The 23,281-nt window shown below is 52.8% G+C and carries 25 protein-coding genes; 11 read left to right on the top strand and 14 right to left on the bottom strand.

The genetic code is table 11. The features are described 5' to 3' along the window. Nucleotides 1-3: 3 nt before the first annotated feature. From HQ393_RS11435 to HQ393_RS11500, 14 genes are all read right to left on the bottom strand, one after another. Nucleotides 4-522, bottom strand: coding sequence for a GNAT family N-acetyltransferase (locus HQ393_RS11435; protein ID WP_179355297.1), 519 nt, complete (start codon nucleotides 520-522; stop codon nucleotides 4-6). Beyond that, nucleotides 513-1,319 (bottom strand): glycosyltransferase, encoded by an 807-nt coding sequence (locus tag HQ393_RS11440; protein WP_179355298.1) that lies wholly within the window; start codon nucleotides 1,317-1,319, stop codon nucleotides 513-515. The genes HQ393_RS11435 and HQ393_RS11440 overlap by 10 nt, the downstream gene beginning before the upstream one ends. Next, nucleotides 1,316-2,422, bottom strand: coding sequence for a glycosyltransferase (locus tag HQ393_RS11445; protein ID WP_179355299.1), 1,107 nt, complete (start codon nucleotides 2,420-2,422; stop codon nucleotides 1,316-1,318). The genes HQ393_RS11440 and HQ393_RS11445 overlap by 4 nt, the downstream gene beginning before the upstream one ends. Continuing rightward, nucleotides 2,419-2,907 (bottom strand): GNAT family N-acetyltransferase, encoded by a 489-nt coding sequence (locus HQ393_RS11450; RefSeq protein ID WP_179355300.1) that lies wholly within the window; start codon nucleotides 2,905-2,907, stop codon nucleotides 2,419-2,421. Before HQ393_RS11450 ends, HQ393_RS11445 begins: the two co-directional genes overlap by 4 nt. Then, the gene (locus tag HQ393_RS11455; protein WP_179355301.1) at nucleotides 2,904-3,905 is read right to left on the bottom strand and encodes a glycosyltransferase family 2 protein; all 1,002 of its coding nucleotides are present in this window, start codon (nucleotides 3,903-3,905) and stop codon (nucleotides 2,904-2,906) included. The genes HQ393_RS11450 and HQ393_RS11455 overlap by 4 nt, the downstream gene beginning before the upstream one ends. Further along, complete coding sequence (locus tag HQ393_RS11460) at nucleotides 3,905-5,212, bottom strand: oligosaccharide flippase family protein (protein WP_179355302.1); 1,308 nt, start codon at nucleotides 5,210-5,212, stop codon at nucleotides 3,905-3,907. The genes HQ393_RS11455 and HQ393_RS11460 overlap by 1 nt, the downstream gene beginning before the upstream one ends. An 84-nt stretch (nucleotides 5,213-5,296) precedes the next feature. Then, the gene (locus HQ393_RS11465; protein WP_179355303.1) at nucleotides 5,297-5,563 is read right to left on the bottom strand and encodes a hypothetical protein; all 267 of its coding nucleotides are present in this window, start codon (nucleotides 5,561-5,563) and stop codon (nucleotides 5,297-5,299) included. After that, nucleotides 5,560-6,156: a hypothetical protein gene (locus tag HQ393_RS11470; RefSeq protein WP_179355304.1), complete on the bottom strand. Its 597-nt coding sequence runs from the start codon at nucleotides 6,154-6,156 to the stop codon at nucleotides 5,560-5,562. The genes HQ393_RS11465 and HQ393_RS11470 overlap by 4 nt, the downstream gene beginning before the upstream one ends. Further along, nucleotides 6,153-7,772, bottom strand: coding sequence for a hypothetical protein (locus HQ393_RS11475; RefSeq protein ID WP_179355305.1), 1,620 nt, complete (start codon nucleotides 7,770-7,772; stop codon nucleotides 6,153-6,155). Before HQ393_RS11475 ends, HQ393_RS11470 begins: the two co-directional genes overlap by 4 nt. After that, nucleotides 7,769-8,962, bottom strand: coding sequence for a type II secretion system F family protein (locus HQ393_RS11480; protein WP_179355306.1), 1,194 nt, complete (start codon nucleotides 8,960-8,962; stop codon nucleotides 7,769-7,771). Before HQ393_RS11480 ends, HQ393_RS11475 begins: the two co-directional genes overlap by 4 nt. Before the next feature lie 16 nt (nucleotides 8,963-8,978). Then, nucleotides 8,979-10,682 (bottom strand): GspE/PulE family protein, encoded by a 1,704-nt coding sequence (locus tag HQ393_RS11485; RefSeq protein WP_179355307.1) that lies wholly within the window; start codon nucleotides 10,680-10,682, stop codon nucleotides 8,979-8,981. A 2-nt stretch (nucleotides 10,683-10,684) separates the two neighbouring features. Continuing rightward, on the bottom strand, nucleotides 10,685-12,295 hold the full coding sequence (locus HQ393_RS11490; protein ID WP_179355308.1) for a tetratricopeptide repeat protein: 1,611 nt from the start codon (nucleotides 12,293-12,295) through the stop codon (nucleotides 10,685-10,687). Next, complete coding sequence (locus HQ393_RS11495) at nucleotides 12,292-14,127, bottom strand: type II secretion system protein GspD (protein WP_179355309.1); 1,836 nt, start codon at nucleotides 14,125-14,127, stop codon at nucleotides 12,292-12,294. The genes HQ393_RS11490 and HQ393_RS11495 overlap by 4 nt, the downstream gene beginning before the upstream one ends. A 65-nt stretch (nucleotides 14,128-14,192) precedes the next feature. Further along, a complete protein-coding gene (locus tag HQ393_RS11500; protein WP_179355310.1) occupies nucleotides 14,193-15,554 on the bottom strand; it encodes an ExeA family protein in 1,362 nt (453 codons plus the stop codon). 348 nt (nucleotides 15,555-15,902) lie between these two features. Between HQ393_RS11500 and HQ393_RS11505 the strand changes: the two genes are divergently transcribed. From HQ393_RS11505 to murA, 11 genes are all read left to right on the top strand, one after another. Beyond that, the gene (locus HQ393_RS11505) at nucleotides 15,903-16,697 is read left to right on the top strand and encodes an ABC transporter ATP-binding protein (RefSeq protein WP_179355311.1); all 795 of its coding nucleotides are present in this window, start codon (nucleotides 15,903-15,905) and stop codon (nucleotides 16,695-16,697) included. Between the two features lie 5 nt (nucleotides 16,698-16,702). Next, nucleotides 16,703-17,494 carry a lipid asymmetry maintenance ABC transporter permease subunit MlaE gene (gene mlaE / locus HQ393_RS11510; protein WP_179358491.1) on the top strand — a complete coding sequence of 264 codons (792 nt, stop codon included), beginning with the start codon at nucleotides 16,703-16,705 and terminating at the stop codon, nucleotides 17,492-17,494. After that, entirely contained in the window at nucleotides 17,495-17,965 is a 471-nt protein-coding gene (gene mlaD / locus HQ393_RS11515; RefSeq protein ID WP_179355312.1) for an outer membrane lipid asymmetry maintenance protein MlaD, read from the top strand. It abuts the gene before it with no gap. Continuing rightward, complete coding sequence (locus HQ393_RS11520) at nucleotides 17,965-18,588, top strand: MlaC/ttg2D family ABC transporter substrate-binding protein (RefSeq protein ID WP_179355313.1); 624 nt, start codon at nucleotides 17,965-17,967, stop codon at nucleotides 18,586-18,588. Before mlaD ends, HQ393_RS11520 begins: the two co-directional genes overlap by 1 nt. Beyond that, nucleotides 18,585-18,857 carry an STAS domain-containing protein gene (locus HQ393_RS11525; RefSeq protein WP_179355314.1) on the top strand — a complete coding sequence of 91 codons (273 nt, stop codon included), beginning with the start codon at nucleotides 18,585-18,587 and terminating at the stop codon, nucleotides 18,855-18,857. Before HQ393_RS11520 ends, HQ393_RS11525 begins: the two co-directional genes overlap by 4 nt. 58 nt (nucleotides 18,858-18,915) lie before the next feature. Then, nucleotides 18,916-19,734, top strand: a complete 819-nt coding sequence (locus HQ393_RS11530) for an MlaA family lipoprotein (RefSeq protein WP_179355315.1) — start codon at nucleotides 18,916-18,918, stop codon at nucleotides 19,732-19,734. Beyond that, nucleotides 19,731-20,624 (top strand): ABC transporter ATP-binding protein, encoded by an 894-nt coding sequence (locus tag HQ393_RS11535; protein WP_179355316.1) that lies wholly within the window; start codon nucleotides 19,731-19,733, stop codon nucleotides 20,622-20,624. The genes HQ393_RS11530 and HQ393_RS11535 overlap by 4 nt, the downstream gene beginning before the upstream one ends. Nucleotides 20,625-20,644: 20 nt before the next feature. Beyond that, nucleotides 20,645-21,400: an ABC transporter permease gene (locus HQ393_RS11540; protein ID WP_179355317.1), complete on the top strand. Its 756-nt coding sequence runs from the start codon at nucleotides 20,645-20,647 to the stop codon at nucleotides 21,398-21,400. Between the two features lie 50 nt (nucleotides 21,401-21,450). Next, on the top strand, nucleotides 21,451-21,699 hold the full coding sequence (locus HQ393_RS11545; RefSeq protein WP_179355318.1) for a BolA family protein: 249 nt from the start codon (nucleotides 21,451-21,453) through the stop codon (nucleotides 21,697-21,699). A gap of 2 nt (nucleotides 21,700-21,701) precedes the next feature. Continuing rightward, nucleotides 21,702-21,884 (top strand): hypothetical protein, encoded by a 183-nt coding sequence (locus tag HQ393_RS11550; RefSeq protein ID WP_179355319.1) that lies wholly within the window; start codon nucleotides 21,702-21,704, stop codon nucleotides 21,882-21,884. A 74-nt stretch (nucleotides 21,885-21,958) separates the two neighbouring features. Beyond that, entirely contained in the window at nucleotides 21,959-23,209 is a 1,251-nt protein-coding gene (gene murA, locus HQ393_RS11555; RefSeq protein WP_179355320.1) for a UDP-N-acetylglucosamine 1-carboxyvinyltransferase, read from the top strand. The last annotated feature ends 72 nt before the right edge of the window (nucleotides 23,210-23,281 follow it).

A 23,281-nucleotide genomic window follows, 5' to 3' on the forward strand; every position in this document is an offset into this window, starting at 1 on the left:
ACTTTATTCCAGTTCGGCAAACGCCGGATGATAGTGAATTTCGCCCACAACAGGCGCAGCTTGCCAATTGAGCACCAAAACGTATTCATCAGGGATGCTTGGAGATGACAAACCCGCCTGCTGATAAAAACCAAATCGATTGTAATAGGCGGCATCGCCAACCAACACGCAGGCCGAGTACCCTTGCTCGCGCAGACGCAACAAAGCAGCAACCATCAATTGCGCGCCAATACCTTGCCTTTGCTGTTCAGGCCGCACAGCTAAGGGCGCAATACAGCAAAAGCGCCCTGGCAAAGTTTGACCTGCAGCTACAATTTGCACGTCCGAAGCATGCACCGCGCCAAATAACACCTCATTTTTTTGCACCACCAGCGCCAGTGAAAGCGCATTTGCGTCTCTTAACGCATTGACCAAGCGAAACTCCTGATTTTGGCTGTGCGGATGATCGGCAAAAGCCGCCTGCAGCAATAAAGTCACGGCATTGGCATCTTCTATCTTTTCGTCGCGAAGGATTAATTCCATTTTTTGACCCCTAAGACGCGCTTGATCGCACGCCCAACGACAACTGGCAACACAGCAGAAATCGAAGCTTTGGCGATGTTCATCGCAGATTTGGGTTTCCAGTCAAAATAGCGCGCCAAAATCTTGATTCGCATCGCTTGTTGCTGGCGGCGGCGGCTCATGGAGATGCCGCTATCGTTATATTCACTTTTGGTCAGCACTTCGGCCAAATTGGCCGTCTGATAGCGCGCGACAAAGGCCCAGAAATAGGCAAAATCTTCGGCGGCTTTGCAATCGGTTGGATAAAGCCCAATCTCGCGCACGCCTGCCATGCGGAACATCACCGTCGGATGGGTGAAGGCATTGTCATTATGCATTTGCCACACAATGGCCTCGTGAGTGAGCGGCTGATTAATCGTAAAACGATCGCCGCTGGCATCGAAAAATGTCACCGCGCTGCCCAGCAAATACACCGAGGAATTTGCATCAAGAAACTTGACCTGTTTAGCAAAACGATCAGGCACTACAACATCATCGCAATCGAGACGTGCACAATATTCGTAGCCCGCCGCCAAAATGGCCTCTAGCCCCGTATTGAGCGCATATTCGATGCCGCAATTGTGGGGCAGATAATAAAATTTCAGCTCGCCACGGCCTTTAAACGCCAAACGTGCAGCATCTTCGTCGATTGTGCGTCTCACACTGCCATCATCAACAATGACAACATCAATTTGCTCGTCGGTGCCAATTGAGGCCAACGATGCGCATAATCCTGCCGGATTATTAAAATGTGGAATTAGTAGTGCACAGCGGTTCATGCGTTTTGACTCACAGACGGTGGACGGAGCAAGGCACTCCATTGCTGCAAGCTATGAGCTTGCGAATATTGATCGGCACGTTTGATCAGGAAATTTTGTAGTTTCATTCGCTGCGCTTGCTGCGTGACGATCAATGAGGCTAAAGCTTCTGCCGTAGCAGCTTCGACCACAAAATCAGATCGGCGCTCGCCAAACAGCTCATATACCCCACCCGCGTTTGTGCTGGCAATCAATACACCCATTGGCATAGCCTCTAATACCACCAGAGGGCAGCCTTCGAAATTGGAAGTAAGTAACAATACATCAGCTTGCGCCAGATAGTCGCCGACATTATCACGTCGCCCGGCAAACTCCACCTGAGCGAGCAAACCTCGCTCTTGAACCTGCTTTTTCAGCTCGGCTTCCAGCGGGCCGTCTCCGACGATGGTCAACTGCGCTGACACACCCTTAATATTTAAGGCCACCAAAGTATCCAGCCATAAATGGGGCTGCTTTTCTTCGGCAATCCGCCCCACAAACAACAAGCGCAGCGCTAGGCCCATTTCGCGCTCAACGAGCTGAGGTGTCACTTGCTGCTCATCGACAAAATTAGGCAGCACAGCCCAAGTATCGCGCGGCGGCATTTCCAACCAGCGGGCCATCGAGTTACGCGCATGATTGGACACAAATACGAGCTCTTTCAGGCGGCGATACACAAACTGGCATGCGGCACGGTGAACGCGATTCATGCGCGCAAACGCATCCAGCTCAAAAAATGGGCCATGTACCCAGCCGATGACCCGCTTACCCAAGCCCATACTGGCGGCGTAGGCCATATACAGCGGCAATAGAAAAGTCCCTGCAATCACAACATCGTGCTCGCGCACAATGTTACGCGCGGCTCGCCAGCCCGAAAGCCAAGTCCAAGGCTTCAGGGGTTGCCATTGGCCAGAAAGGTCAACCACTTTGACAAGTTTAATCCGTGACTGCCATAGATTTCGCGACCCGCCCAGCAGCACCAGCGTCACCTCAAAACCCAGCGCAGCCAGCCCTTCGCCCACCAAGACCGCGCAACGCTCAACGCCGCCCAAACCTAAGTCTCGTAGGAAAATAGCGACCTTCATTCGTCCACGCCCCCAATGGCAAAAACCATATTTTCATGGCGTTCCTTGCCCAGCATAAAGTCGCAAATGCCGACTTGCTGCATACCTTGGCGCAGATAAAAAGCGATGGCATTGTGATTAGCGTGATAGGCAGATACCCAAAACTTCGGGCATTGAGCACGAACAGCGGCAAATAGCGCATGACCAACGCCTTTTTTCTGCATTCTGGATTGCACGTACAAAGTACTCAGCTCGGCACCGTGCTCGCTTGTTTGCTGTTCATTCAATACTGCAAAGCCGAGTAGTGTTTCATCGCAAGCCGCGACCCAAACCGTGTTCTCGGCGATCAAGGTCAGCATTCTCTCGGGCGTAAATTCAGCCAATACATACTCGGCATGCGACCCCGTGACCCCTTTGGTATAGGTGTCGAGCCAGACCTGTATCGCCAGCACCGCTAAAATAGGCGCGTCTTTTGATTCGGCACGTCGAATTTGATAATCATTCATCGCTTAATACTCCGCCAAACCCGATCAGAGACCAGCAGTCGCACCATTTGCTTGCGCAATTTTTTATGCTCGGCCGCAGGAGGGGGCAAACGCAAATACAGTCGGGCAGCTCCCGCAAAATCACGCACGCTGACACCGCGTGTGCGCTGCAAAGTATCGAGCCAGATTTCGCCTAAGACAGCGCGGCTTTCAGGGCAAAGCTGCAATAGATGCTCAAAAAAATCACGCATCCAGTGCCATTCGTCGCGGTTGATAATCCGTCCCGGCTCGGCCAGCTCGGCAAAGCGCGCAGCCAGCGGCTGCAAAGGCACCGGCAAGGCAGTTTGTGCGTATTGTTCGCGCACACGTTGCGCGGTAATGCGTAATGCAGCGCGCTTGGCCTGCGTGACCTGCCCAGCATGACAGCGGTATTGCAATAGCACTTCAGGCACATTGGCAAAGCGTACCCCCTTCGCCGCCAAAATACACCACAAGGAATAATCTTCGGCGTGCGGGGCATCGAGGGGATATGGGTTTGCTTTGAGTATGTCTGCACGCGCCAAAATCGAGGGGTGCGCCAAAGGGGTGTTAAAAAGCAGTGCAATCCGAATACCTGCATCGGTCTGCGGTGTTTGCCATTGCCCACTGCGCTCGCCGATAAATTCGATCCAGCTTCCGCAGACGTCAGCGCCAGTCTCGGCCATATAAGCCAATTGCCGAGTCAGACGCTGCGGTAAGCAAATATCATCCGCATCAATGCGCGCAATCCATTCCCCCTGCGCGGCGGCGATGCCTTCGTTCAAGCTAGCAATCAGGCCACGATTTCCCCGCGAGATGATTTTAAAGCGCGCATCTTGCGCAGCAGCCTGCTGCAAAATCGATAGCGTCAAGTCCATTGACCCATCATCAATAGCAATACATTCCCAATGGGTATATTGCTGAGCAAAAATACTATCAATGGTTTGCTGCAAATACTCTGCCGAATTAAAACAAGGCAAGATAAATGAAACCAAGCTCATCACATCGCTCCCTGCTCAATACCGTGTTTTATTTCCCGCGTCACTTGCCGCGCCCGCCACCAGAATGCCAGCACAATAAATGCCTCAACCAGCAATACCGATTGCGCAGCGCGTACACCGGCATTCACTGAATTGGGCACCAGCACGCACATCAGGCCCACATTGAGCAAACCCGCGGCAACCAGCACACGACTAAAGTAACGCTCCAAGCCAAAAACCAGCAAGGTTTGCTGACCAAAGACATATGACAGCGCGCCCAGCAAGATCACTGGCGCAAACCAGTACATGATTTCTTGCGAATGACTCAGCGCCAAAAATGCTTTTGAAATACCGGCGCTTTCACCAAAAACACTCACACTGAGCGGTGTAAATAAGGGCAGCATCATCGCCAAGGCCAGCGTCATGGCCAAACCCACACCACCTTGCAGGAAAAAAGCTTTGCGGATCAATTTAAGCGCGGCGGCTTTATCGTTTACGGCATATTGCGCAATGCGCGGGTAGGTGGCTTGCACGAAAGGACCAATCAAGCCTTGAGCGATGTAGACCAATTTACTCGCGGCAGCAAATAAACCAACCTGCAGCGGCACCGAAAACATTCCGAGCAGTACCGTCGTTGACGTGGTGTAAAGGCTGGTTGAAATCGCCGATAAAAAGAAAGGCCAACTGGCGCGCAATGCGTCTTTTAATTCGCCAAACTGCACGGCTACCCAAGCTGGACGGGCAACTCCCCACCCAGTAAACCACCACAAGACCCCCGCCAGAATTTGCGGCGTCGCCTGCAAAATTACCGCTAACACGACGTCTTGCGGGCCACTGACCCACAATAATAAAAAGCCCAAGGTGAGTGCGCGCGCAAACACCATCAAGCCGGACGCAAGCTGCAGCTTTTCAAAACCTTGAAAATACCAAATCGGGAACAAGACCGAGCTAACGATATAGAGCTGAGTCCACAGGAAAACATCAGCGTGGGCGCGCCAGCTCTCTAGGCTGAAAGTCAGCACCAACAACACCAGACTTGACACTAGCATCAGCAAGACTTTGGCCAAGGTCACGCGCCAGAAAATCCGCGCGGCGGCGGCTGGATCATCCCGTACTTGCGCGACATCGCGCACCGCAGACAGATTAAAGCCGAAGTCCGTCAGCAACACGCCATATTGAATACAGGCAAAGGCGAAATTCATCGCGCCAAAGCCCTCTCCCCCCAATTGAACAATCAAAAAAGGGAAGGTTACAAAGGAAACGACGTAGTTGAGCCCCTGCACCAGATACAGGGCAAAAATATTGGAACGCAAACGCGTATTGACCACTGAGCACTCCCGCCCGCACCTGCGAGCAAGCGCCATTTTACCCGCTAATTTTAAATGTGCTGTAACAGTGTTCTATAGCCGTGCTTAGGGCTTGCTCCAGCTTTGTCCGGGTTTGACATTGGCGGGCGGCTTGGCGATTTGACCATCGACCCAATGCGTTTTTTTACGTGGCGTCTGCAGCACACCATCGTAACGCTGCACACTGGCGCTACTCGGCTCAAGCGAGGTGGCCTGGCTCGGTGCCTCTTTCAGCCCCGCCCGCTGCGCGGGACTGAAAAATAATTTGCCCCAGTCATCCGCTTGCACACAAAGCGGTAGCAAGAGCAGCATTAAACCGATGCGAATTTTCATGGCTTTACCTCGACGGGTTTGGCTGGCGCAATCGTAATCCAGTCATAGAGGCACATCACATCAATACCAGCCTCGTCATTCCGTTTAAGCTCGCACGAGCGAGGAATAGCCTTGCCAGGCAGCTTGGCCAGCCAGGCATTAAAGCTAGAGAAATCCCATTCGTTTTGCGCCAGATACTGCACCTTCATTTCGCTGGCAAACAGCATTAAATCCTGCTCACCAACCGCACCCTCTTTGACTCGCTGCGGCGCAAAGGTGTAATCGAGCGCCAAAGCCCCATTACGGCGATTGAGTTCAGCCAAAGCCTCAACCCAATCGAGCCGATGCTCTGGGCCAACAATGCCTTTGCTCATCATTTGCGCGTATTGCTGCTCAAATCGCTGCATCGCCTGCCAATTATTAAACGCCAAATCAGCCGCCCCCGTGATTTCTCGGATTCGAGTTTGCTGGGCTGCCAGCTCTTTTTCACTAAAAAACACATAAGCCTGCGTGACCAGCAGGATCAAGCCGGCCACCAGCATGGCGGTGCCAAACCAGATTAATTGTCGACGGATCAAGAGCCAGTCTTGTAGGCTGTATTGATTCAGCTTCATGGTGCAAGCTCCTGCTGAGGCGGCACAGTCGGGGCTGGCAAGTGAAGTCGAATGACAAAGTCAGCGTGACGTCCTTTTTCGTCACTCACCGAGCGATCAGCTTGCGCTTTGATGCTCGACTCAGAGCGAATATCGATCGGCCATTGCAATACGGTAACCTGAGCTTGCGGTAACAGTTGCAAACGTTGCATCAAGGCATTGACCTGCGCCAATGCTGCACGATAGGCATTCGGGTCTTGCACCCGACCACTCAATTGCAAAGTCTGACTCAACCATGGCGTACCACCAGGCTGCGCATTGGGATCCGCCGCCGCGGCCGCATCCTGTTGGCTTGCAGGCGCGACGGGGGTTCCTTCAGCGCTGACATCAGAGCCCGCCGCCCACTTCACTTCGTCAAGCGTTAAGGTCGGAAAATCGAGCAAGATCTGGCTAATTTGCCGCAGCAACGCTTCAACATTGGGGGCAAACTCAATATGCTCGCGATACATCTTAACCGCTGCTTGCAGTCGCGCTGGCTCACTGGCCGCGACCTGCTTTAACAAACTACTGTACTGGCGCTGTCGTTGCTGTAATTGCTGCTGCCGACGCTCGCCCGCGGCTAGCTGGCCTTGAAGTTGACCCGCCTGAAAATAGCTCAAACCAGATAGTATGCACGCACAAACCAACACTATAAAGGCCGATATAAACAAACCCTTACCCAGTATATAAAGTCCATTGTATTTGATGGCCTCAGCAGGAGCGTATTGATTCACTGGGCGCTGAGTCACCAGCATCGCCACCAAAATATCCAGCCAGGTATGGCAAGCCTTGGGTAATTTCAGCCGTTTTGCCAAATCCTGCAAATCAGTTTGCACGCTAAAATCAATTTGCCCTGCATCATCCCCTAATGCGGCCCAGATGGTTTCGCGCTCAGCCGCCATTTGTGAGTCAAACAAAGCAAAAATAGTCAGCTGCTCTTCGCGCCCCATGAGGCGCAAAGTCGTCAAATATTGCCGGGCACGACGAATTTCATTGGCGACTTCAGCCGCTTGCAGCGCGATTTCTTGTTCAGGGTTAAAGGTGCCCAAGCGGGAAAAGCGCAAACCATCGGGCGTGAAATAGCTTTGTCTTAACTGCCCTGCTTCACAAGACGACATCACCAGAATATGCGGCAAGTCAGAGTGCAGCTTGGCCATCATATCTTGCGTCAGCAGTGAAACCGAATACACCCCGGCCACAGCAGCCTTGACGGTATTTAATTCGGCCAAGATGCGATCAATTTGCTCGCGACTGGTCAGCGCAGACAATTGCAATCGGTCTTGCTCACCACGCTTGCCTTTGAGCTGAATCCTCGCGCGCCGATAAGGCGTAGCGCGAAAAAGCTGATCTAGCTTTCGCTCTTGCAAGGCGCGTTGATCTTTGGCGTTGAGATGCGGCACCATTTCATGCTGCAGATCTTCCTCAACCAAATCGGTGAGCAGGTAGTAGCGCTGCAATTCCTGCTGCGAGAGCCAGTGCTTAAACTCGGCGATCCCCGCTTCATCATGGCTAAAGCGCGCCAGATCTTCGGCACCCAGATGACCCCATTGATAGGCGCCCAATCTTTCATGTGTTAGCAGCAGAACTATCGATTTCATCGTAATTTACTAATCGTATCGAAAATAGGCCCGAGGACCGAAGACATAATCCACGCCAGGATCAGCCCCAAAATGACGGTCATCATCGGCTCGATGAGTGACTGCACCCGCTCTATGGCCTCTTTGATATCGCGATTATAAAAATAAGACACATTCATCAAGGCATTATCCAATTGCCCCGTGCTTTCACCGACGCGGAGCATGCGCAGCACCAGCGGAGGAAACAGCCCAACCCGCTCAAAGCTCGCCGTGACGCCTTGGCCTTCGCGAATTTGCATTTCGGCCCGATTCAGTGCGTCGGCGATGACTAGATTTCCCACAATCCCTTCGGTAATGCGGATGCATTCCAAAATCGGAATGCCAGCGCCGTACAACAAGGCAAAAAAGTTCGCAAATCGCGCCAGAATAATCTTATGCAAAATTGGTCCAACCGCCGGTATACGCAATTTCCAGCCATCAAACTTAAAGCGAAAAGCAGGATCGACCTTATTTCGCCAGCGAATAAATAAAAATATCAGCGGTGGTGCCGAAATAATCAGCCACCAGAAATTGACAAAAAAAGCAGAAACCCAAAGCAAAATTTGCGTATTGAGCGGCACTTCCTGCTTCATGGATTTAATAAACTCCACCAGCTGCGGCACCAGATAAATCATTAAAAAACACACCACGCAAAATACCAGCGCCCCGACAAAGGCGGGGTACATCACAACGCGCTTGGTCTGGGCGATCAGCTCATCTTGCCATTTGATCGACTCGGTCAGGCTTTTGAGCACCGAAGGCAGCTCGCCACTGGCCTCGCCGGCGCGAATCAAATTGACAAAAACCGAATCAAATACCTCGGGGTGCGCAGCCATCGCCTGCGACAATTGACTACCGCCTTCAATGTCTTCGATGACATTAGCAATCACTTCGCGAAACTTGGGGTGATCGAGGCTATCGCGCAGATCAACCAATCCTTCTAGCAAGGGCACGCCCGCGCGGGTTAATTGCTCCATATGAAAACAGAAAGTAATCAAGTCGCGTCGTTCAATCTTGCGCCGACCCAACAAATCCATCCCGCTGCCTTTGGCATGGATCAGCGTCATTCCCAGTCGGCCAAGGCGTAACTCCAAGTCGGCCATATTGGCGGCTTCCATCTGCCCTTGTTGCACGCGCCCTTGCGCATCGGCGGCCCGATAGCGGTACTGCATTAATTACGCCCTCGCATTAGCTCACCCTATCCGTCAGATCGACGACGCGGGTGATTTCTTCCAGCGAGGTTTGCCCGGCGATCACCCGACGACAGGCATCGTCGGCAATCGGCCGAAAGCCTTTACTCATCGCCATATGCTTAATTTCACGCATCGAGGCGCGACGTGAGATCAGCTCGTCCACATCAGCGTCGAGTTTGAGCAACTCCATTACCGTTGTGCGGCCTTTATAGCCCTGCTCCTCACATTTCGGGCAACCCACGGCGCGGTAAATGGCGGTGTGCTGGCCATGCATACCAAGCAAGCGGCGCTCAAAATCATCGGGCTCATACGCTTCTTTGCAAAATTCACACAAAGTACGCACCAAGCGTTGCGCAATAATCCCGATGATATTGCCCGACAATACATCGGGCAGCACACCAATATCGAGTAACCGTGGCAAGGCACCAATGGCCGAATTAGTGTGCAAAGTCGAATAAACCTGATGCCCCGTCATCGCCGCGCGAAATGCCATTTCGGCGGTTTCACGATCACGCACTTCACCAATCAAAATCACATCGGGGTCTTGCCGCATCATCGAACGAATGCCGTTGGCAAAGTCCATTTTTGAGACTTCACTGACCGAAGTTTGCCGTATCATCGGCAAGGGATATTCGACTGGGTCTTCCAAGGTCATGATGTTCACATCAACCGAATTGATGTGATTGAGTATGGAATACAGCGTGGTTGTTTTACCCGAGCCCGTCGGGCCGGTCACCAAAATAATGCCTTCAGGCCGTGCGATCATCAGGCGCAGCAAATCGAGATTGTGCTCGGTCAGCCCCAAGCCATCGAGCGGCACCAAGCCTTTTTGCCGATCTAAAATCCGCAAAACGATATTTTCGCCCCACGTCGTTGGCTGGGCCGAAACCCGAAAATCGAGATGCCGCCCCGATAAGGTCAGCGAAATACGGCCGTCTTGCGGTGCACGGGTTTCGGCAATATTCATCGTCGCCAAAACTTTGAGGCGAACGACCATCGCGGGCCAATAGGTTTTATGCAGCGCACGAATTTGCCGCAATACGCCGTCAATGCGATAGCGAATTCGGACAAAAGACTGCTCGGGCTCAAAGTGAATATCGGATGCACCGCGCGTCACCGCGTCGGCCAGCAGCGCATCAATCAAGCGCACCACGGGCTGACTGTATTCGGCCTCGGCCTGCGCCAAACTGGTGTAATCGATTTCGCCCGTTTCAATCTCGTGCAAAATGCCGTCAATCGACAGCTCGAAGCCATAATACTGATCAATCGCGCGCACGATGTCAGACTCAGCCGCTAGCAAAGATTCGATTTCAAATTTGTCTTTGGTCTGCAAGCGGAGTTGATCGAGCGCGACCAGATTATTCGGGTTCGCCATCGCCACCGTGAGGCGCTGCGTCGCTTCATCCAAACCAATCGGCAAAATCAATAGCCGTTTGGCCAGATCTTTGGGGATTAAGCGAATCGCCTGCAAATCGGCAATCACGCGTCCGAGATCAACACTCTCGTGCCCTAAGTTTTCCGATAAAGCCTCGCGCAAGACATTTTCGGAAACAAAACCCAGCGACACCATCAATTTGCCCAGCGGCGTACCCGAGCGGCGCTGCTCTAGCAAGGCAATACGCAATTGGTCGTCGGTAATCAGCCCCTTATCGACCAATAGCGCGCCCAGCGGTAAACGATTTTTAGCTGGTGTATTCATCCTTATTCACCCGCCAGTCGCAATTGAGCCAGCCGCGCTTCCGCCGCGGCCCGATCAAAAGACGATGCCCGCTTATTGGCTAAATCCAAGGCTTTACGGTAGTAATCGGCCGCCAACCGTGCTTGTTTGAGGTGATCCAGGCTCACGGCCAAGTTGTAGGCCAAGTCGGCGTTATCTGGATGCACGCTCCAGGCTTGGAAAAATTGTTCTTGCGCCTCTTGCCAGCGTTGCCGATTGGCATAGTACTGGCCGAGTAGTAGCGGATTTTTACTTTGGCTGGCATCTTGCAATAAACGAGCCTCGCTACTTTCGCTAATCGCCTCTGGATTGAGCGCCATCTGCGCCTGCTGCACCGCCTGATCTTGTGGGTTTAGCTGCAATAAATACTGATAAATCCCCGCCGCCTGCGCGCTCTGCCCGCGCCGCACATGCACTGCGGCCAAGCCAAGTAGCGCATCGCGATTACGCGGCTCACTCGCCAGCACTTTGCGATACAGGCGCTCAGCCTGCGACACATCATCCTGCTGATAAGCCAGCCATGCCTGCTGCAGTGGGGCTTGCGTATCGAGTGTGGTTTTTTCAAACTTGACCGTATTTGGGCTGGTACTCGTTAATTTGGGGGCGAGCGGTTTAATATTGCTAGGAACTCGCTCTGACTGCACTTCAGACTCTGTGGACTTAGATATACCCGCCACAGTATCTTCATGAACATCTTTCTTAGGCTTAACTTCTGGCAAATACTCCCCCGCTGGAGCATGGCTAAGTTCGGTTTCTAGCGGGCTGGCGCTTTCTTGCGGCAAGGAGGCAACCGGATCTTTTGGCAAAGCCGCCGGAAGCGGAGCCAGAGAAGGATTGGTGAGCTGCTGATACTGCCAAGCAAACCAAGAAATTAAGCCAAACAACAGCACTGCACCGCCGAGCGCGATCCACGGCAGCAAGCCTTTACCCGTCTTCTTTTTCGTTCCCGATTGCAAAATCTGACTGGCCGCCAAGCGCTGGGCGGGTGAAGCGACAGACTCTCGTCCAGCCTCTCGCCCAGCATTAAGTGCTGCTGGCGCGGCAGGCGCAACAGCCTGAACGACCGTCTCCCGTGCTACTGGCGCGGACGATGGCGGTGGCAGTGGCGGGGCAACCGATTCAGGGCTTGCGTGATCTGCAGTCACATCGGCAAGGTTTTCTGGGTTACTTGACAGGCCACTCGCAGGCAACTCGTCGGCTTGCAGCGGCTCTACTGTGGCTTGCTCGAAATTCAAGGGTTCAACATCGGCAAGGCTTAGCCCCGGCGCAGCCCGATCAGGCGGAGCAGATTGCTCTTGGCTTATCGGTGGAAGTGTCGCTGGCTCAATATCTGATGCTGATGGCGGTGCTGGATCTGGAACTGGATCGGGCAATGGATCAAAGACCCACGCCTCTGGTGGCAATGACTGAGACGACTCATCTTTATCGTCATTTCGCGCTTCATCGCCAGCGCTGGCAACGCGATCAAGATTTTCAGCCTGTTGCGATTCAGGTAGCGTATCTACCGACGCGCCAGCCAACTCCGCCTGCGCTAGCGCTTCTCGGCGACGCTTTTCCTCTTCAGCTTTTTTCAGCGCTTGCAACAGTAAACTCATTTGCCGGCCTCTTTTGGCAAAGGAATTACGCCGCTTTGAAACGCTGAAATCGCTTGATCGCTCGGGGGATTAAAAAAGTCCTCGCCTGGCAACAGGGATTTCAGACCGCTTTGCGCACCGTTCAAGCCATCTTCATGCACGACAATCGGGCGCAAAAACACCACCAGCTCAATTTTACGCACGGTGTCATCACGATAACTAAACGCATCACCCACCCAAGGGATGCGTGACAAACCTGGTACGCCTTGGCGGGAGTTGGTTTGTTTATCCTGAATCAATCCACCCAACACGGCAGATTGACCGCTGGCGATTTTGAGTGTGGAATCAAATTCGCGTACTTGCAAAATCGGAATCAAACTTTGCACCGGATTGCTTTCGGTTCTGGACATCAATGCCACCGCGGGATCTTGCACATAGCCGCTGATATTGGTGATCGTTGGGCGAACATTCATAGAAATCAGGCCCGACTCCGAGATCTGTGGCGTGACCTGCATCACCAAGCCGACCGGCACGGTGTGCAAGGTACTTTCATACGTCGCCCCAGTAATCCCGCTCGGCGTATTGGTGCCCTCAGTGACGGTGAGCGTGAAATACACCTGTTCTTCTACCACCTTCATCACGGCGGTTTGATTATTCAGCGCAATTACTTTGGGGCTGGACAGCACGCGGGCACGACCAAATTGTTCCAGCAGTTTTAAGGTAGCAACCAGATTAGTGCCTTTGTAAGACAGCACACTGACCGGCGCTGCGGCCAGATTTGATCCAATTAAACTTTGCCCCACTGACCAGCCATTGCCACTGGCGATTTTGCTCCAATCGACCCCTGCCTGATATTGATCGCTAAGTGCAACTTCAACAATCGTTGCCTCAATCATCACTTGGCGCTGCGCCGATGATTGCACCATGGCCAAAAATTCAGCGACTTTTTGCTGATCTTTATGCGAAGCACGAATACTGATCGTGCCACTTTCCGGGTTCATCACCACCAGATTGGGCTCGACTACCGCGGCAATCGGCGCTGCCGCCGCACTGCTTTCCTGCTTGAGTTTTTCTGTTTGTGCTACGGTTTTTTCAATTTTGGCCAGCCCTTCAGCGAGTGCCAGCGCAGTCTTGGCATCGGTGTTTGCATTATTCACCGTTTGCGAAACCTGCTTGCCGACGTTGGCCGTTACGGGAGGAGCCAATGCCGCCGTCGCCGCAGCCGTGGTCGGGTTATCTTTAACGCCCAAGATTTCCTTCAAATTGGCTTCGAGGCGCTTCCAGAATTGATTGGGATTTTCACTATCGATTGAAGTCGATGAGGTATTGTTATTGCCCCCTGTGCCACCGCCTTGCGTATCAGAGCTGGCCACCGAATTGAGGATATTGACGCTCGACTTCATATTGCGCGACAAATTGAAATAGTCGACGCGATAGGTTTTCAAATAGGGCGTATCGGGGGCGATCGTGAGTACCCCTTGCTCCAGCGTCCAGCGAATATCAACTTGCTTGGCAATTCGATCCAAAATCTGTGGCAAGGTCTGATTGATCGCATTCAAAGTCACGCTACCCGACACCGAGGGATGCACATCAACATTGATTTTGGCATCCCGCGCCAGCGCAAAGAGCAGCTCGTTCACCGGCAATTGGCTCACTACGACGCTATAGGTTTCTAGCTTAGCGCTTTGACTGGGCTTGGGCAGATAGGGGATTTGTGTCACAGGTTTGGGGATATTGACATCCGCCTCAGGTGCGGCCTGCACATGGCGCCCTTCTCGCGGCGGCAAGCCATTATTAGTCGCGCATGCAGTCAAGGTGCTGGCAATCAAGAGCGGTAAAATGAGTGGTTTCATAAACTCAATCAATAAAGTCGTTCATTTAATTTAAGCGAAAGTCCGAGTAAGCGCCAGATTGCAACTTACAAAGTCCAAATTTCTTCCCGCACGCCCGCTACGCTGCGCAGCAGCGGCTTATTGCGCTTTAATGCATCCGGCAATTGCGCCATCGCTTGCTTGGCACTGCGCTTATCGGCAAACAAGCCATACACCACGCCCCAGCTTTTGACGCCATTGGCTTGTGTCGGATAAATCATCACTTGATCAAGCTTCATTTGCCCATCGTAGCGTTGCATCAGCTTTTCCAATTCTCCAAGCTGATTGTGCGGCACGGTCATCAGTAAAATAGTCTGCGTCTGCGCATTGGCAGCATTGATTTGCTGGCGGGAGTGCTGGGCCAGCTGATCCAGCGCTGGTGGCAATCCATCAACGTCAATCTGAGTTGTTGCGCTAGCCACGCTGGACGAACTGACTGCAGCAGGCGAATTCACCCGTAGCGGGGCGCTGGCCGCAACGACAGTTTGAGCCGAAGCAGTCGTTGTCCGTGCGCCATACCACAGCCCAAACACGATCCCGACCGCCGCTACCGTAGCCAGCACAGCAATTGGCTTGACTGGCCACGCTCGAAACGCTGCAGCGGGCGCATAGGCGCATTCGCGCACAGCCAATCGGGCGTGTTCACGACTGACTGTCCGCGCATTGTCGGCAAAGCTCGCTAACAGCGCTTTGTCGGCCAATAAATTGATTCGCCGCGTCAAACCTTGCGCCGCGAGCGCGATTTCCTTGACCGCGGCATCGTCAAATAAAGGTGGACCCTGCCAGCCAGCAGCCTGTAGGCGAAAATGCAAATACGCGGCCACATCGGTTTTTTCCAAGCGAGATAATTCAAAGCTGTAACTGATGCGTTCGCGCAGAGGGCGCATTGCAGGCTGGGTTAATTGCTGATCGAGTTCGGGCTGGCCAAACAAGACGATCTGCAAGAGTTTGTGGTGGCCGTAATCCAGATTGCTCAGTAAACGAATAAACTCCAGCGATGCGGCGGGCATGGCATGCGCTTCATCCACCACAACCACAACTTGCTGACCCGCGCCATAACGCTCGATCAGCGCCTCCTCAATGCGTCGAATTGCTGACTTCGACGGGGATATTTCAGCGGGCACGGCTAATTCGAGCAATAGATTTTGCGTAAGCTCACCCTCTGACATCATCGGGTTGGCAAAGTAAATGGCCGTCATCTTGGGCGGCATTTTCTCCAGCAACATGCGGCACAGCATAGTCTTACCTGCGCCGACTTCGCCGCTCACCTTTATGACCCCTTCGCCCGAGTCAACGGCATACAGCAAGGCTTGCAATAGATGCCCTCGACCTGCGCCGTCATAGAAAAAATCAGGATGCGGTGTGAGCCGAAATGGTGGGCAATGCAGGGAAAAGTAACTTTGATACATGCTCATGCCTCCTCACCCTTTTGCCCTTTTGAATAACAGGAAATACTAACACTGTCTGTGTTTAGCCTATGCCATCAGCCCAAATGCTGGCGCTTTAATGCGACAGCCAGAGTCTTGGCCACCGCGGCAGGACGCCCTTCTCACATACCCACGGAAGGTATAGCAACCAAAGTCAATCATTAAATTGATCACATAGACATACCCCTAAATGAAAAAACGGGCTTTTCATGACATGTACAATATTCACCCTTTTGCACGGCATATTTGCATTAAAATAAGAATCAATCCCGAACCAAAACGATAAAAAACTTGATTGAGCCCAACTAAGAGCCCGACTAAAATTTCCCCATGTCAATAATTGAATTTCAAAACGTCAGCTTTGCTTATGGTGAAACACCGATATTGCGCGATGTCTCGCTCAATATTGAGGCTGGCCAGCTGGTCGCCATCATGGGTGGCTCGGGCTCAGGCAAAACCACTTTACTCAAATTAATTGGCGGGCAAATTCGCGCGCAAAGTGGCGTGGTGCGGGTCAATGGTGAGGATGTGGGCTCGCTCAATGAATCAGCGCTCTACCGCATGCGTCGCAAGCTGGGCATGTTGTTTCAATTTGGCGCGCTGTTTACTGATTTATCAGTTTTCGACAACGTCGCCTTCCCGCTGCGTGAACGCACCGCATTACCCGAAAGCATGATTCGCGATCTGGTACTCATGAAGCTGCAAGCGGTTGGCTTGCGTGGCGCGGCGCAATCGATGCCGCAGGAATTATCAGGTGGTATGGCGCGTCGCGTGGCGCTGGCGCGAGCCATAGCGCTTGACCCGCAAGTGATGCTGTATGACGAGCCCTTTACCGGGCTAGATCCCATTTCACTCGCTACGGTGGGCAAACTGATTCGTGAATTAAACGATGCACTTGGCACGGCATCGATTGTGGTGACGCACGATGTCGCCGAATCGCTGGCGATTGTCGATTACATTTATTTCCTCGCCGATGGACAAATTGTTGCACAAGGCACACCCGACGAAGTTAAAGCCTCAACTCATCCATTTGTGCAGCAATTTATCAATGCGCGGCCTGATGGCCCGTTACCGTTTCACAAACCCGCCCCCGCCTATGCGGATGATTTGGGGCTTCATCAATGAGCCGCATGAACGATTTTGTGAATCTGATTAGCCGCTTTGGCCAGCCACTGACCAATAGCCTGATCAAGCTGGGCTTTGCCTGCCGCTTTCTCATCGCCATTTTGCGTCACTCGGCCACCGCCTTGCTGCGCCCTCGCCTGACCATCCGCGAGGTTTGGTTTGCTGGCGTGCTATCGGTATTGATTATTGCGGTATCGGGTTTGTTTGTGGGGATGGTACTGGCCTTGCAAGGCTATGACACTTTACAACGGTTTGGCGCCTCTAGTTCGCTCGGCATTTTGGTCGCACTCTCCCTAGTGCGCGAACTTGGCCCCGTGGTGGCGGGCTTATTGTTTGCCAGCCGCGCCGGCAGCGCGATTACCGCCGAAATCGGCCTAATGAAAACCACCGAGCAGCTCTCGGCCATGGAAATGATGGCCGTGAACCCGATCGCCCGCGTCGTTGCCCCTCGTTTTTGGGGTGGCGTAATTTCAATGCCGCTGCTGGCCGCAATGTTTAGCGCAATGGGGATATTTGGTGGCTATCTGATTGGCGTGCAATTACTGGGGCTGGATGAAGGCAGCTTCTGGTCGCAAATGCAGGGCTCAGTTGATTTCCGGCTTGATGTGATGAATGGCGTGATCAAAAGTATCTTTTTTGGTTTTGCCGTATCGCTGATTGCGGTATTTGAAGGCTATGATGCGCCGCCCACTGCCGAAGGGATTTCCAGCGCCACGACGCGCACCGTAGTGACCAGTGCATTAGTGATCCTAGCACTTGACTTTATTCTTACTGCATTTATGTTTCGGGGTGTTTAAATGAAACGTGGCATGATCGATTTTTGGGTGGGCTTATTCGCCCTCGTTGGCATTGCGGCCCTGCTATTTCTGGCGCTCAAAGTGAGCAGTCAGGGTAGCTTACCCGCCAGCAGTAGCTACGAGCTGATTGCCAATTTTGAAAATATCGGTGGACTCAAGGTGCGTGCGCCGATTAAAAGCGCTGGTGTCGTCGTAGGCCGCGTAAGTCATATCGAGCTAGACCCAGTACGTTTTGTCGCCAAGGTGACGATGGATGTCGATAGTCGCTACCACTTTAGCCGCGACAGCTCGGCAGAGATTCTGACTTCAGGTCTCTTGGGCGAACAATACATCGGTATTACCTCTGGCGCCGACGAAAAAACGCTGAGCGCTGGCAATACATTCAAAATCACGTCTTCAGCCATCGTGTTGGAGCAATTAATTAGTCGTTTCCTGTTTAGTCAGGCCGATAAAGATAAGGAAAAACAATAATGTTCAAATCACTTCGCCATGCTTTTTTGGTATTGGGTCTGGCCTTTTTATCGAGTCAATTGCTTGCTGCGCCCGCCCGTGCTGGCGATGCACCCGAGCAAATCGTGCGCTCGGCCAGTAAAGACGTACTTGAAATCATTAAAAAGAATGACAAAGACAGCGCCAAAATGCGCGATCAGGTGGATGCACGTCTGTCACCGCTGGCCGACTACAAGCGCATGACGTCATTGGCGGCTGGCCAATATTGGAAAAGCGCCACGCCAGCGCAACAAGATGCGCTCACGACCGAGTTTCGCGCCATGCTGATCCGTACCTATCTCAGCGCGCTGACTTTATATAAAAATGCGCAGATCAACATCAAAGGCACACGCGCCGGTAACGACAGCGATGAGCAAACCGTGCGGACCGAAGTCACCTTACCCGGCCAAAAACCTATTCCACTGGACTTTATGTTTGAAAAACAAAGCAATGACTGGAAGATTTTTGACATCAGCGTCGACGGCATCAGCTTTATTAATAATCACCGTAATCAGTTTGGTTCGGTGATTCGCAAGGACGGCATCGATGGTCTGATCAAGCAATTATCAGACCGCAACAATGCCGCCAAACAAGGCAAGCAATGAGCCAGCCCTACCTAGCGCCAGCCGAACTCACCGCCGAGTTTTGCGGGCGCTTACTCGATGCGCTTGATGCTCCGCTGGCACTCGATCACGTCTGCGTTGATTTTCAGGCGGTCAAATCGCTCGATTCGAGTGCTGTGGCCCTGTTGCTGGAATGGCATCGCCGCGCCCAAGCTGCACAACGGCAGCTCGAATTAATGCATCTACCTAGCGCGCTTTCGCAACTCATCAAAGTCTATGGCGTAGAAGAGTTCTTGCAAATCAAGGCTTAAGCATCGCACAATTACATCAATCCAACCTGAATTGCGCCGATGGGCGCATCGAGCAACTATGCGCCGCTTGATCATATTATTGGCTGTGATTTGCACAGCCTGTGCCACGCCACAAAATAACTACGACCCACTCGAAGCGGTCAATCGCCCGATTTATAAATTCAATCGGGTGGTAGATGGTGCGATTTTGCGCCCTGCCGCCGTAGCCTACACCGAATATATCCCGCCGCCACTGCGCTCGGCCGTGAGTAATTTCTTTGGCAATATCGACGATCTATTTGGCATTCCTGCCGCGATTCTAGAAGGCAAAGGCGTTGCTGCGAGTAGTAGCCTCGGACGCGTGGTCGTCAATAGCACGGTCGGTTTGGGTGGCTTGATCGACTGGGCCAGTGATATGCCGATCGAAAAGCAAAACGAAGATTTCGGCCAGGCCTTAGGCGTGTGGGGAATACCAACAGGCCCCTATTTGATGGTGCCATTCTATGGCCCACTCACGCTGCGTGATGCGAGCGACCCGCTGATTCGTTTAAGCTGGGGGCCAATTGACTATGTCGACCCACTTGCAGGTCAAATCGGCTACTACAGCGTTTATCTGACCGACCTGCGCGCCAGCTATTTGCCGCTGGATGCGGTGATTAAAGAGCAGCCCGATCAATACGCTTTTGTGCGCGACACTTATTTGCAGCGTCGCTGGTTCAAGGTGTATGACGGCAACCCACCTCATCCGTTGCCGTTTGGCGAGCCGATCGCAGCTGAAGCAATCGAAAAAGCCATTGCCACTGAAGCCGCGAGCCAAGTCGCAAGCGAAGTGGCAGCAGCCGCCACCGCTTCAGCCGTATCGAGTAATGCAAGCAGCAGTACTGAGGTTACCCCTTGAAAGCAATTGAATTTAATGGCGTAGGCAAAGACTTTGGCGATTTTACCGCGCTCAAAGAAGTTACTTTTAACGTCGAGCAAGGCGATTTCTTTGCGCTGCTAGGCCCCAATGGCGCGGGAAAAACCACGCTAATCTCGATTTTGGCGGGGCTGACCAAAGCCACGCGCGGCACAACGCGCGTCATGGGCTTGGATGTACAGCAAGACTACCGCGCTGCGCGGCGTGCTGTCGGTATCGTGCCGCAGGAATTGGTGTTTGACCCTTTCTTTAATGTACGCGAAGCGCTGGTCTTTCAGTCGGGCTATTTCGGTATCAAACACAACGATGCATGGATTGATGAAATCTTGCACAATCTTGGCCTCACCGAGAAAGCGCACACCAATATGCGCGCTCTATCTGGGGGTATGAAGCGCCGCGTCATGGTGGCTCAGGCTTTGGTACATAAACCCCCTGTTATCGTACTCGATGAACCTACCGCCGGCGTCGATGTTGAGCTACGCCAAACGCTGTGGGCCTTTGTCAAAAGCCTGAATGAAAACGGTCATACGATTGTGTTGACGACGCATTATTTGGAAGAAGCTGAAACGCTGTGCAATCGCATTGCGATGCTCAAACGTGGTGAGCTGATTGCGCTGGAAGACAAAGACAAAATGATGCAGCGTGGCGCTGCACGCAGCGTGATTTTGAAGCTCAAGCCCGCGCAACTGCCAGCCAGCCTGCAATCGCTGCTGATTAAACAGCACGACAATCGCTTTGAGCTCAAACTCGCTGATTGCAACGGGCTGGAAGCCATCTTAGCAGCGCTACGCGCCGAGCAAATCACACTGAAAGATCTGGAAATTACCCAGCCTGATCTGGAAGAAATTTTCGTACAAATGATGCACGCCTAAGCCTTGCGGCTGGAATCACTATGACTGGTTTTTACACCCTATTTCGTAAAGAAGTGCTGCGCTTCTGGCGCGTTGCGTTCCAAACTGTCGCCGCCCCCGTACTGACGGCCTTGATGTATCTGTTGATTTTCGCCCATGTGCTCGACGCACATGTTGAGCCGTACCCGGGCGTGCGCTACACCGAATTTCTGATTCCGGGCTTGATGATGATGAGCATGCTGCAAAATGCCTTCGCCAACACCAGCTCTAGCCTGATTCAATCCAAAATCACCGGCAATATTGTGTACATCCTGCTACCGCCGCTGTCGCATATGGAATTTTTTAGCGCTTATGTGCTGGCTGGCGCGGCGCGTGGTTTTGTGGTGGGCGCAGGGGTATTACTCGCAACGTTCTATTTTGCAATACCTGCGTTCAAATACCCGCTATGGATCATCTTCTTTGGCCTACTGGGTTGCAGCTTGATGGCGATACTAGGGTTGATCGCGGGCATTTGGGCTGAGAAGTTTGACCAGCTCGCCGCATTCCAGAATTTCCTGATTATGCCGCTGACGTTTTTGTCGGGCGTGTTTTACTCGATTCACAGCCTGCCGCCATTTTGGCAAAGCGTGTCGCACTTCAACCCCGTTTTCTACATGATTGATGGCTTTCGCTATGGATTTTTCGGCGTTAGCGACGTCAATCCTTGGTATTCGCTGGCGGTTGTCGGATTTACTTTAGTAATCCTCACCTTAATCACGCTGAGCTTGATAAAATCGGGCTACAAAATTCGCCGTTAAGCGTAAGCTAGCGCCTATCGGCATTGATTGCTTCATTAAAACAGAGCCTTATGACACCAGAATACGTACAAAATCTGATCGGGCAAGTGCTGCCCTGTGATCACCTTGAAGTGGAAGGCGACGGCCATCACTTCTATGCCACCATCGTTTCAGCCCAATTTGAAGGCTTGCGCTTGCTGGCTCGCCATCGCCTGATCAACGATGGTTTGAAATCGTATCTGGATTCGGGCGAATTGCACGCGCTGTCAATGCGCGCGACCTTGACCCCAGCCGAGTGGGCTGCGCGTCAAGCGGCGTAAAGATGACAGAACGCGACCCCCGCTTTGATCTGGGCAGTATCGCTAAAAACAAAGCGATCATTGAGCAAGCCAAGCAAGACAACAAAAAGCGAGAAAGCCGCTCCGGCGGCCCGCTGATGGCCTTGGTCAATTTACCGTGGCTAATCGCCGCAGGCGCTTGGATCTGGTGGGAATACTTTCGCTAAACCGTCAAACACAGACTTTTACATACAAAATTACATAGGGTGAGCACGCAGCTCACCGCGCAAGGTCGAATCAAATGGATAAACTCAAAATCATCGGTGGCAACCCAATCGCTGGCGAAATCACCATTTCTGGCGCCAAAAACGCCGCCCTGCCTATTTTGTGCGCCTCATTGCTCACCGCCGACACGCTGCGCCTGACCAATGTACCGCAATTGGCCGACGTGAAAACCACGCAAAAATTGCTGCAAGGCATGGGCATGCGCGTGATGACTGACAACGTTCACGAATACGAACTCACCGCCAATAACATCACCAGCACCATCGCGCCGTACGAATTGGTCAAAACCATGCGCGCATCGATCTTGGTGCTCGGCCCGACGCTGGCGCGTTTTGGCGAAGCGCAAGTGTCCTTGCCCGGCGGCTGCGCCATCGGCGCTCGCCCGATCGATCAACACATCAAAGGTCTGCAAGCGATGGGCGCCGAGATTGTGATTGAACACGGATATGTGAAAGCCACCGGCAAACTCAAAGGCTGCCGCTTCCGCTCGGACATGATTACCGTTACTGGTACCGAAAACTTGCTGATGGCCGCCACCTTGGCCGAAGGCACGACGATTCTGGAAAACGCTGCACGCGAGCCAGAAGTGGTTGATTTGGCAGAATGCCTGATCAAAATGGGCGCCAAAATCAGCGGTCACGGCACCGACACGATCACGATCGAAGGCGTGAAAGAATTGCACGGCGCTAACCACGCGATCGTTGCTGACCGGATCGAAACCGGTACCTTCCTCGTAGCCGCTGCCGCAGCGCAAGGCAAGATTCTGCTCAAAAACACCCGTGCCGACATTCTGGGTGCGGTGCTCGATAAGCTGGTTGAAGCGGGTGCTTACATCGAAACGGGCGACAACTGGATTTCGCTTGATATGAAACAACGCGCCAAAGCCGTTGATATCCGTACACTGGAATACCCAGCCTTCCCAACCGATATGCAAGCGCAATTCACGCTGCTCAATGCCATTGCCGAAGGCACGGGCGTGATCACCGAAACGATTTTTGAAAACCGCTTTATGCACGTGCCAGAGTTGGCGCGCATGGGCGCGAAGATCAAAGTCGATGGCCATAGCGCGATTGTTACTGGCGTTGAAAAACTCTCTGGTGCAACCGTCATGGCGACTGATTTGCGCGCTTCGGCCTCATTGGTGATTGCGGGCATGATCGCCGACGGCGAAACCATCGTTGATCGTATTTATCACCTGGATCGTGGTTACGAGCATATCGAAACCAAGCTGGCAGGCGTGGGTGTACAAATCGAACGAATCAGCTAAAAGCGATGTAAAACGGCTGCGAGACTCACTAGGCGTTGGAAGGCAGTTCAAAATCCTCGTTTACCTTGTGTA

The organism is Chitinibacter bivalviorum (assembly GCF_013403565.1).
GTDB lineage: Bacteria > Pseudomonadota > Gammaproteobacteria > Burkholderiales > Chitinibacteraceae > Chitinibacter > Chitinibacter bivalviorum.

Bases quoted from the DNA above. Each gene is read 5' to 3' on its own strand.
- HQ393_RS11440 (WP_179355298.1), bottom strand. From the start codon at position 1,319: ATGAACCGCTGTGCACTACTAATTCCACATTTTAATAATCCGGCAGGA.
- HQ393_RS11470 (WP_179355304.1), bottom strand. From the start codon at position 6,156: ATGAAGCTGAATCAATACAGCCTACAAGACTGGCTCTTGATCCGTCGA.
- HQ393_RS11550 (WP_179355319.1), top strand. From the start codon at position 21,702: ATGACAGAACGCGACCCCCGCTTTGATCTGGGCAGTATCGCTAAAAAC.
- mlaE (WP_179358491.1), top strand. From the start codon at position 16,703: ATGAACGATTTTGTGAATCTGATTAGCCGCTTTGGCCAGCCACTGACC.
- HQ393_RS11520 (WP_179355313.1), top strand. From the start codon at position 17,965: ATGTTCAAATCACTTCGCCATGCTTTTTTGGTATTGGGTCTGGCCTTT.
- HQ393_RS11475 (WP_179355305.1), bottom strand. From the start codon at position 7,772: ATGAAATCGATAGTTCTGCTGCTAACACATGAAAGATTGGGCGCCTAT.
- HQ393_RS11435 (WP_179355297.1), bottom strand. From the start codon at position 522: ATGGAATTAATCCTTCGCGACGAAAAGATAGAAGATGCCAATGCCGTG.
- HQ393_RS11455 (WP_179355301.1), bottom strand. From the start codon at position 3,905: ATGAGCTTGGTTTCATTTATCTTGCCTTGTTTTAATTCGGCAGAGTAT.
- HQ393_RS11445 (WP_179355299.1), bottom strand. From the start codon at position 2,422: ATGAAGGTCGCTATTTTCCTACGAGACTTAGGTTTGGGCGGCGTTGAG.
- HQ393_RS11540 (WP_179355317.1), top strand. From the start codon at position 20,645: ATGACTGGTTTTTACACCCTATTTCGTAAAGAAGTGCTGCGCTTCTGG.
- murA (WP_179355320.1), top strand. From the start codon at position 21,959: ATGGATAAACTCAAAATCATCGGTGGCAACCCAATCGCTGGCGAAATC.
- HQ393_RS11465 (WP_179355303.1), bottom strand. From the start codon at position 5,563: ATGAAAATTCGCATCGGTTTAATGCTGCTCTTGCTACCGCTTTGTGTG.
- HQ393_RS11495 (WP_179355309.1), bottom strand. From the start codon at position 14,127: ATGAAACCACTCATTTTACCGCTCTTGATTGCCAGCACCTTGACTGCA.
- HQ393_RS11505 (WP_179355311.1), top strand. From the start codon at position 15,903: ATGTCAATAATTGAATTTCAAAACGTCAGCTTTGCTTATGGTGAAACA.
- HQ393_RS11530 (WP_179355315.1), top strand. From the start codon at position 18,916: ATGCGCCGCTTGATCATATTATTGGCTGTGATTTGCACAGCCTGTGCC.
- HQ393_RS11450 (WP_179355300.1), bottom strand. From the start codon at position 2,907: ATGAATGATTATCAAATTCGACGTGCCGAATCAAAAGACGCGCCTATT.
- HQ393_RS11525 (WP_179355314.1), top strand. From the start codon at position 18,585: ATGAGCCAGCCCTACCTAGCGCCAGCCGAACTCACCGCCGAGTTTTGC.
- HQ393_RS11480 (WP_179355306.1), bottom strand. From the start codon at position 8,962: ATGCAGTACCGCTATCGGGCCGCCGATGCGCAAGGGCGCGTGCAACAA.
- HQ393_RS11500 (WP_179355310.1), bottom strand. From the start codon at position 15,554: ATGTATCAAAGTTACTTTTCCCTGCATTGCCCACCATTTCGGCTCACA.
- HQ393_RS11490 (WP_179355308.1), bottom strand. From the start codon at position 12,295: ATGAGTTTACTGTTGCAAGCGCTGAAAAAAGCTGAAGAGGAAAAGCGT.
- HQ393_RS11485 (WP_179355307.1), bottom strand. From the start codon at position 10,682: ATGAATACACCAGCTAAAAATCGTTTACCGCTGGGCGCGCTATTGGTC.
- mlaD (WP_179355312.1), top strand. From the start codon at position 17,495: ATGAAACGTGGCATGATCGATTTTTGGGTGGGCTTATTCGCCCTCGTT.
- HQ393_RS11545 (WP_179355318.1), top strand. From the start codon at position 21,451: ATGACACCAGAATACGTACAAAATCTGATCGGGCAAGTGCTGCCCTGT.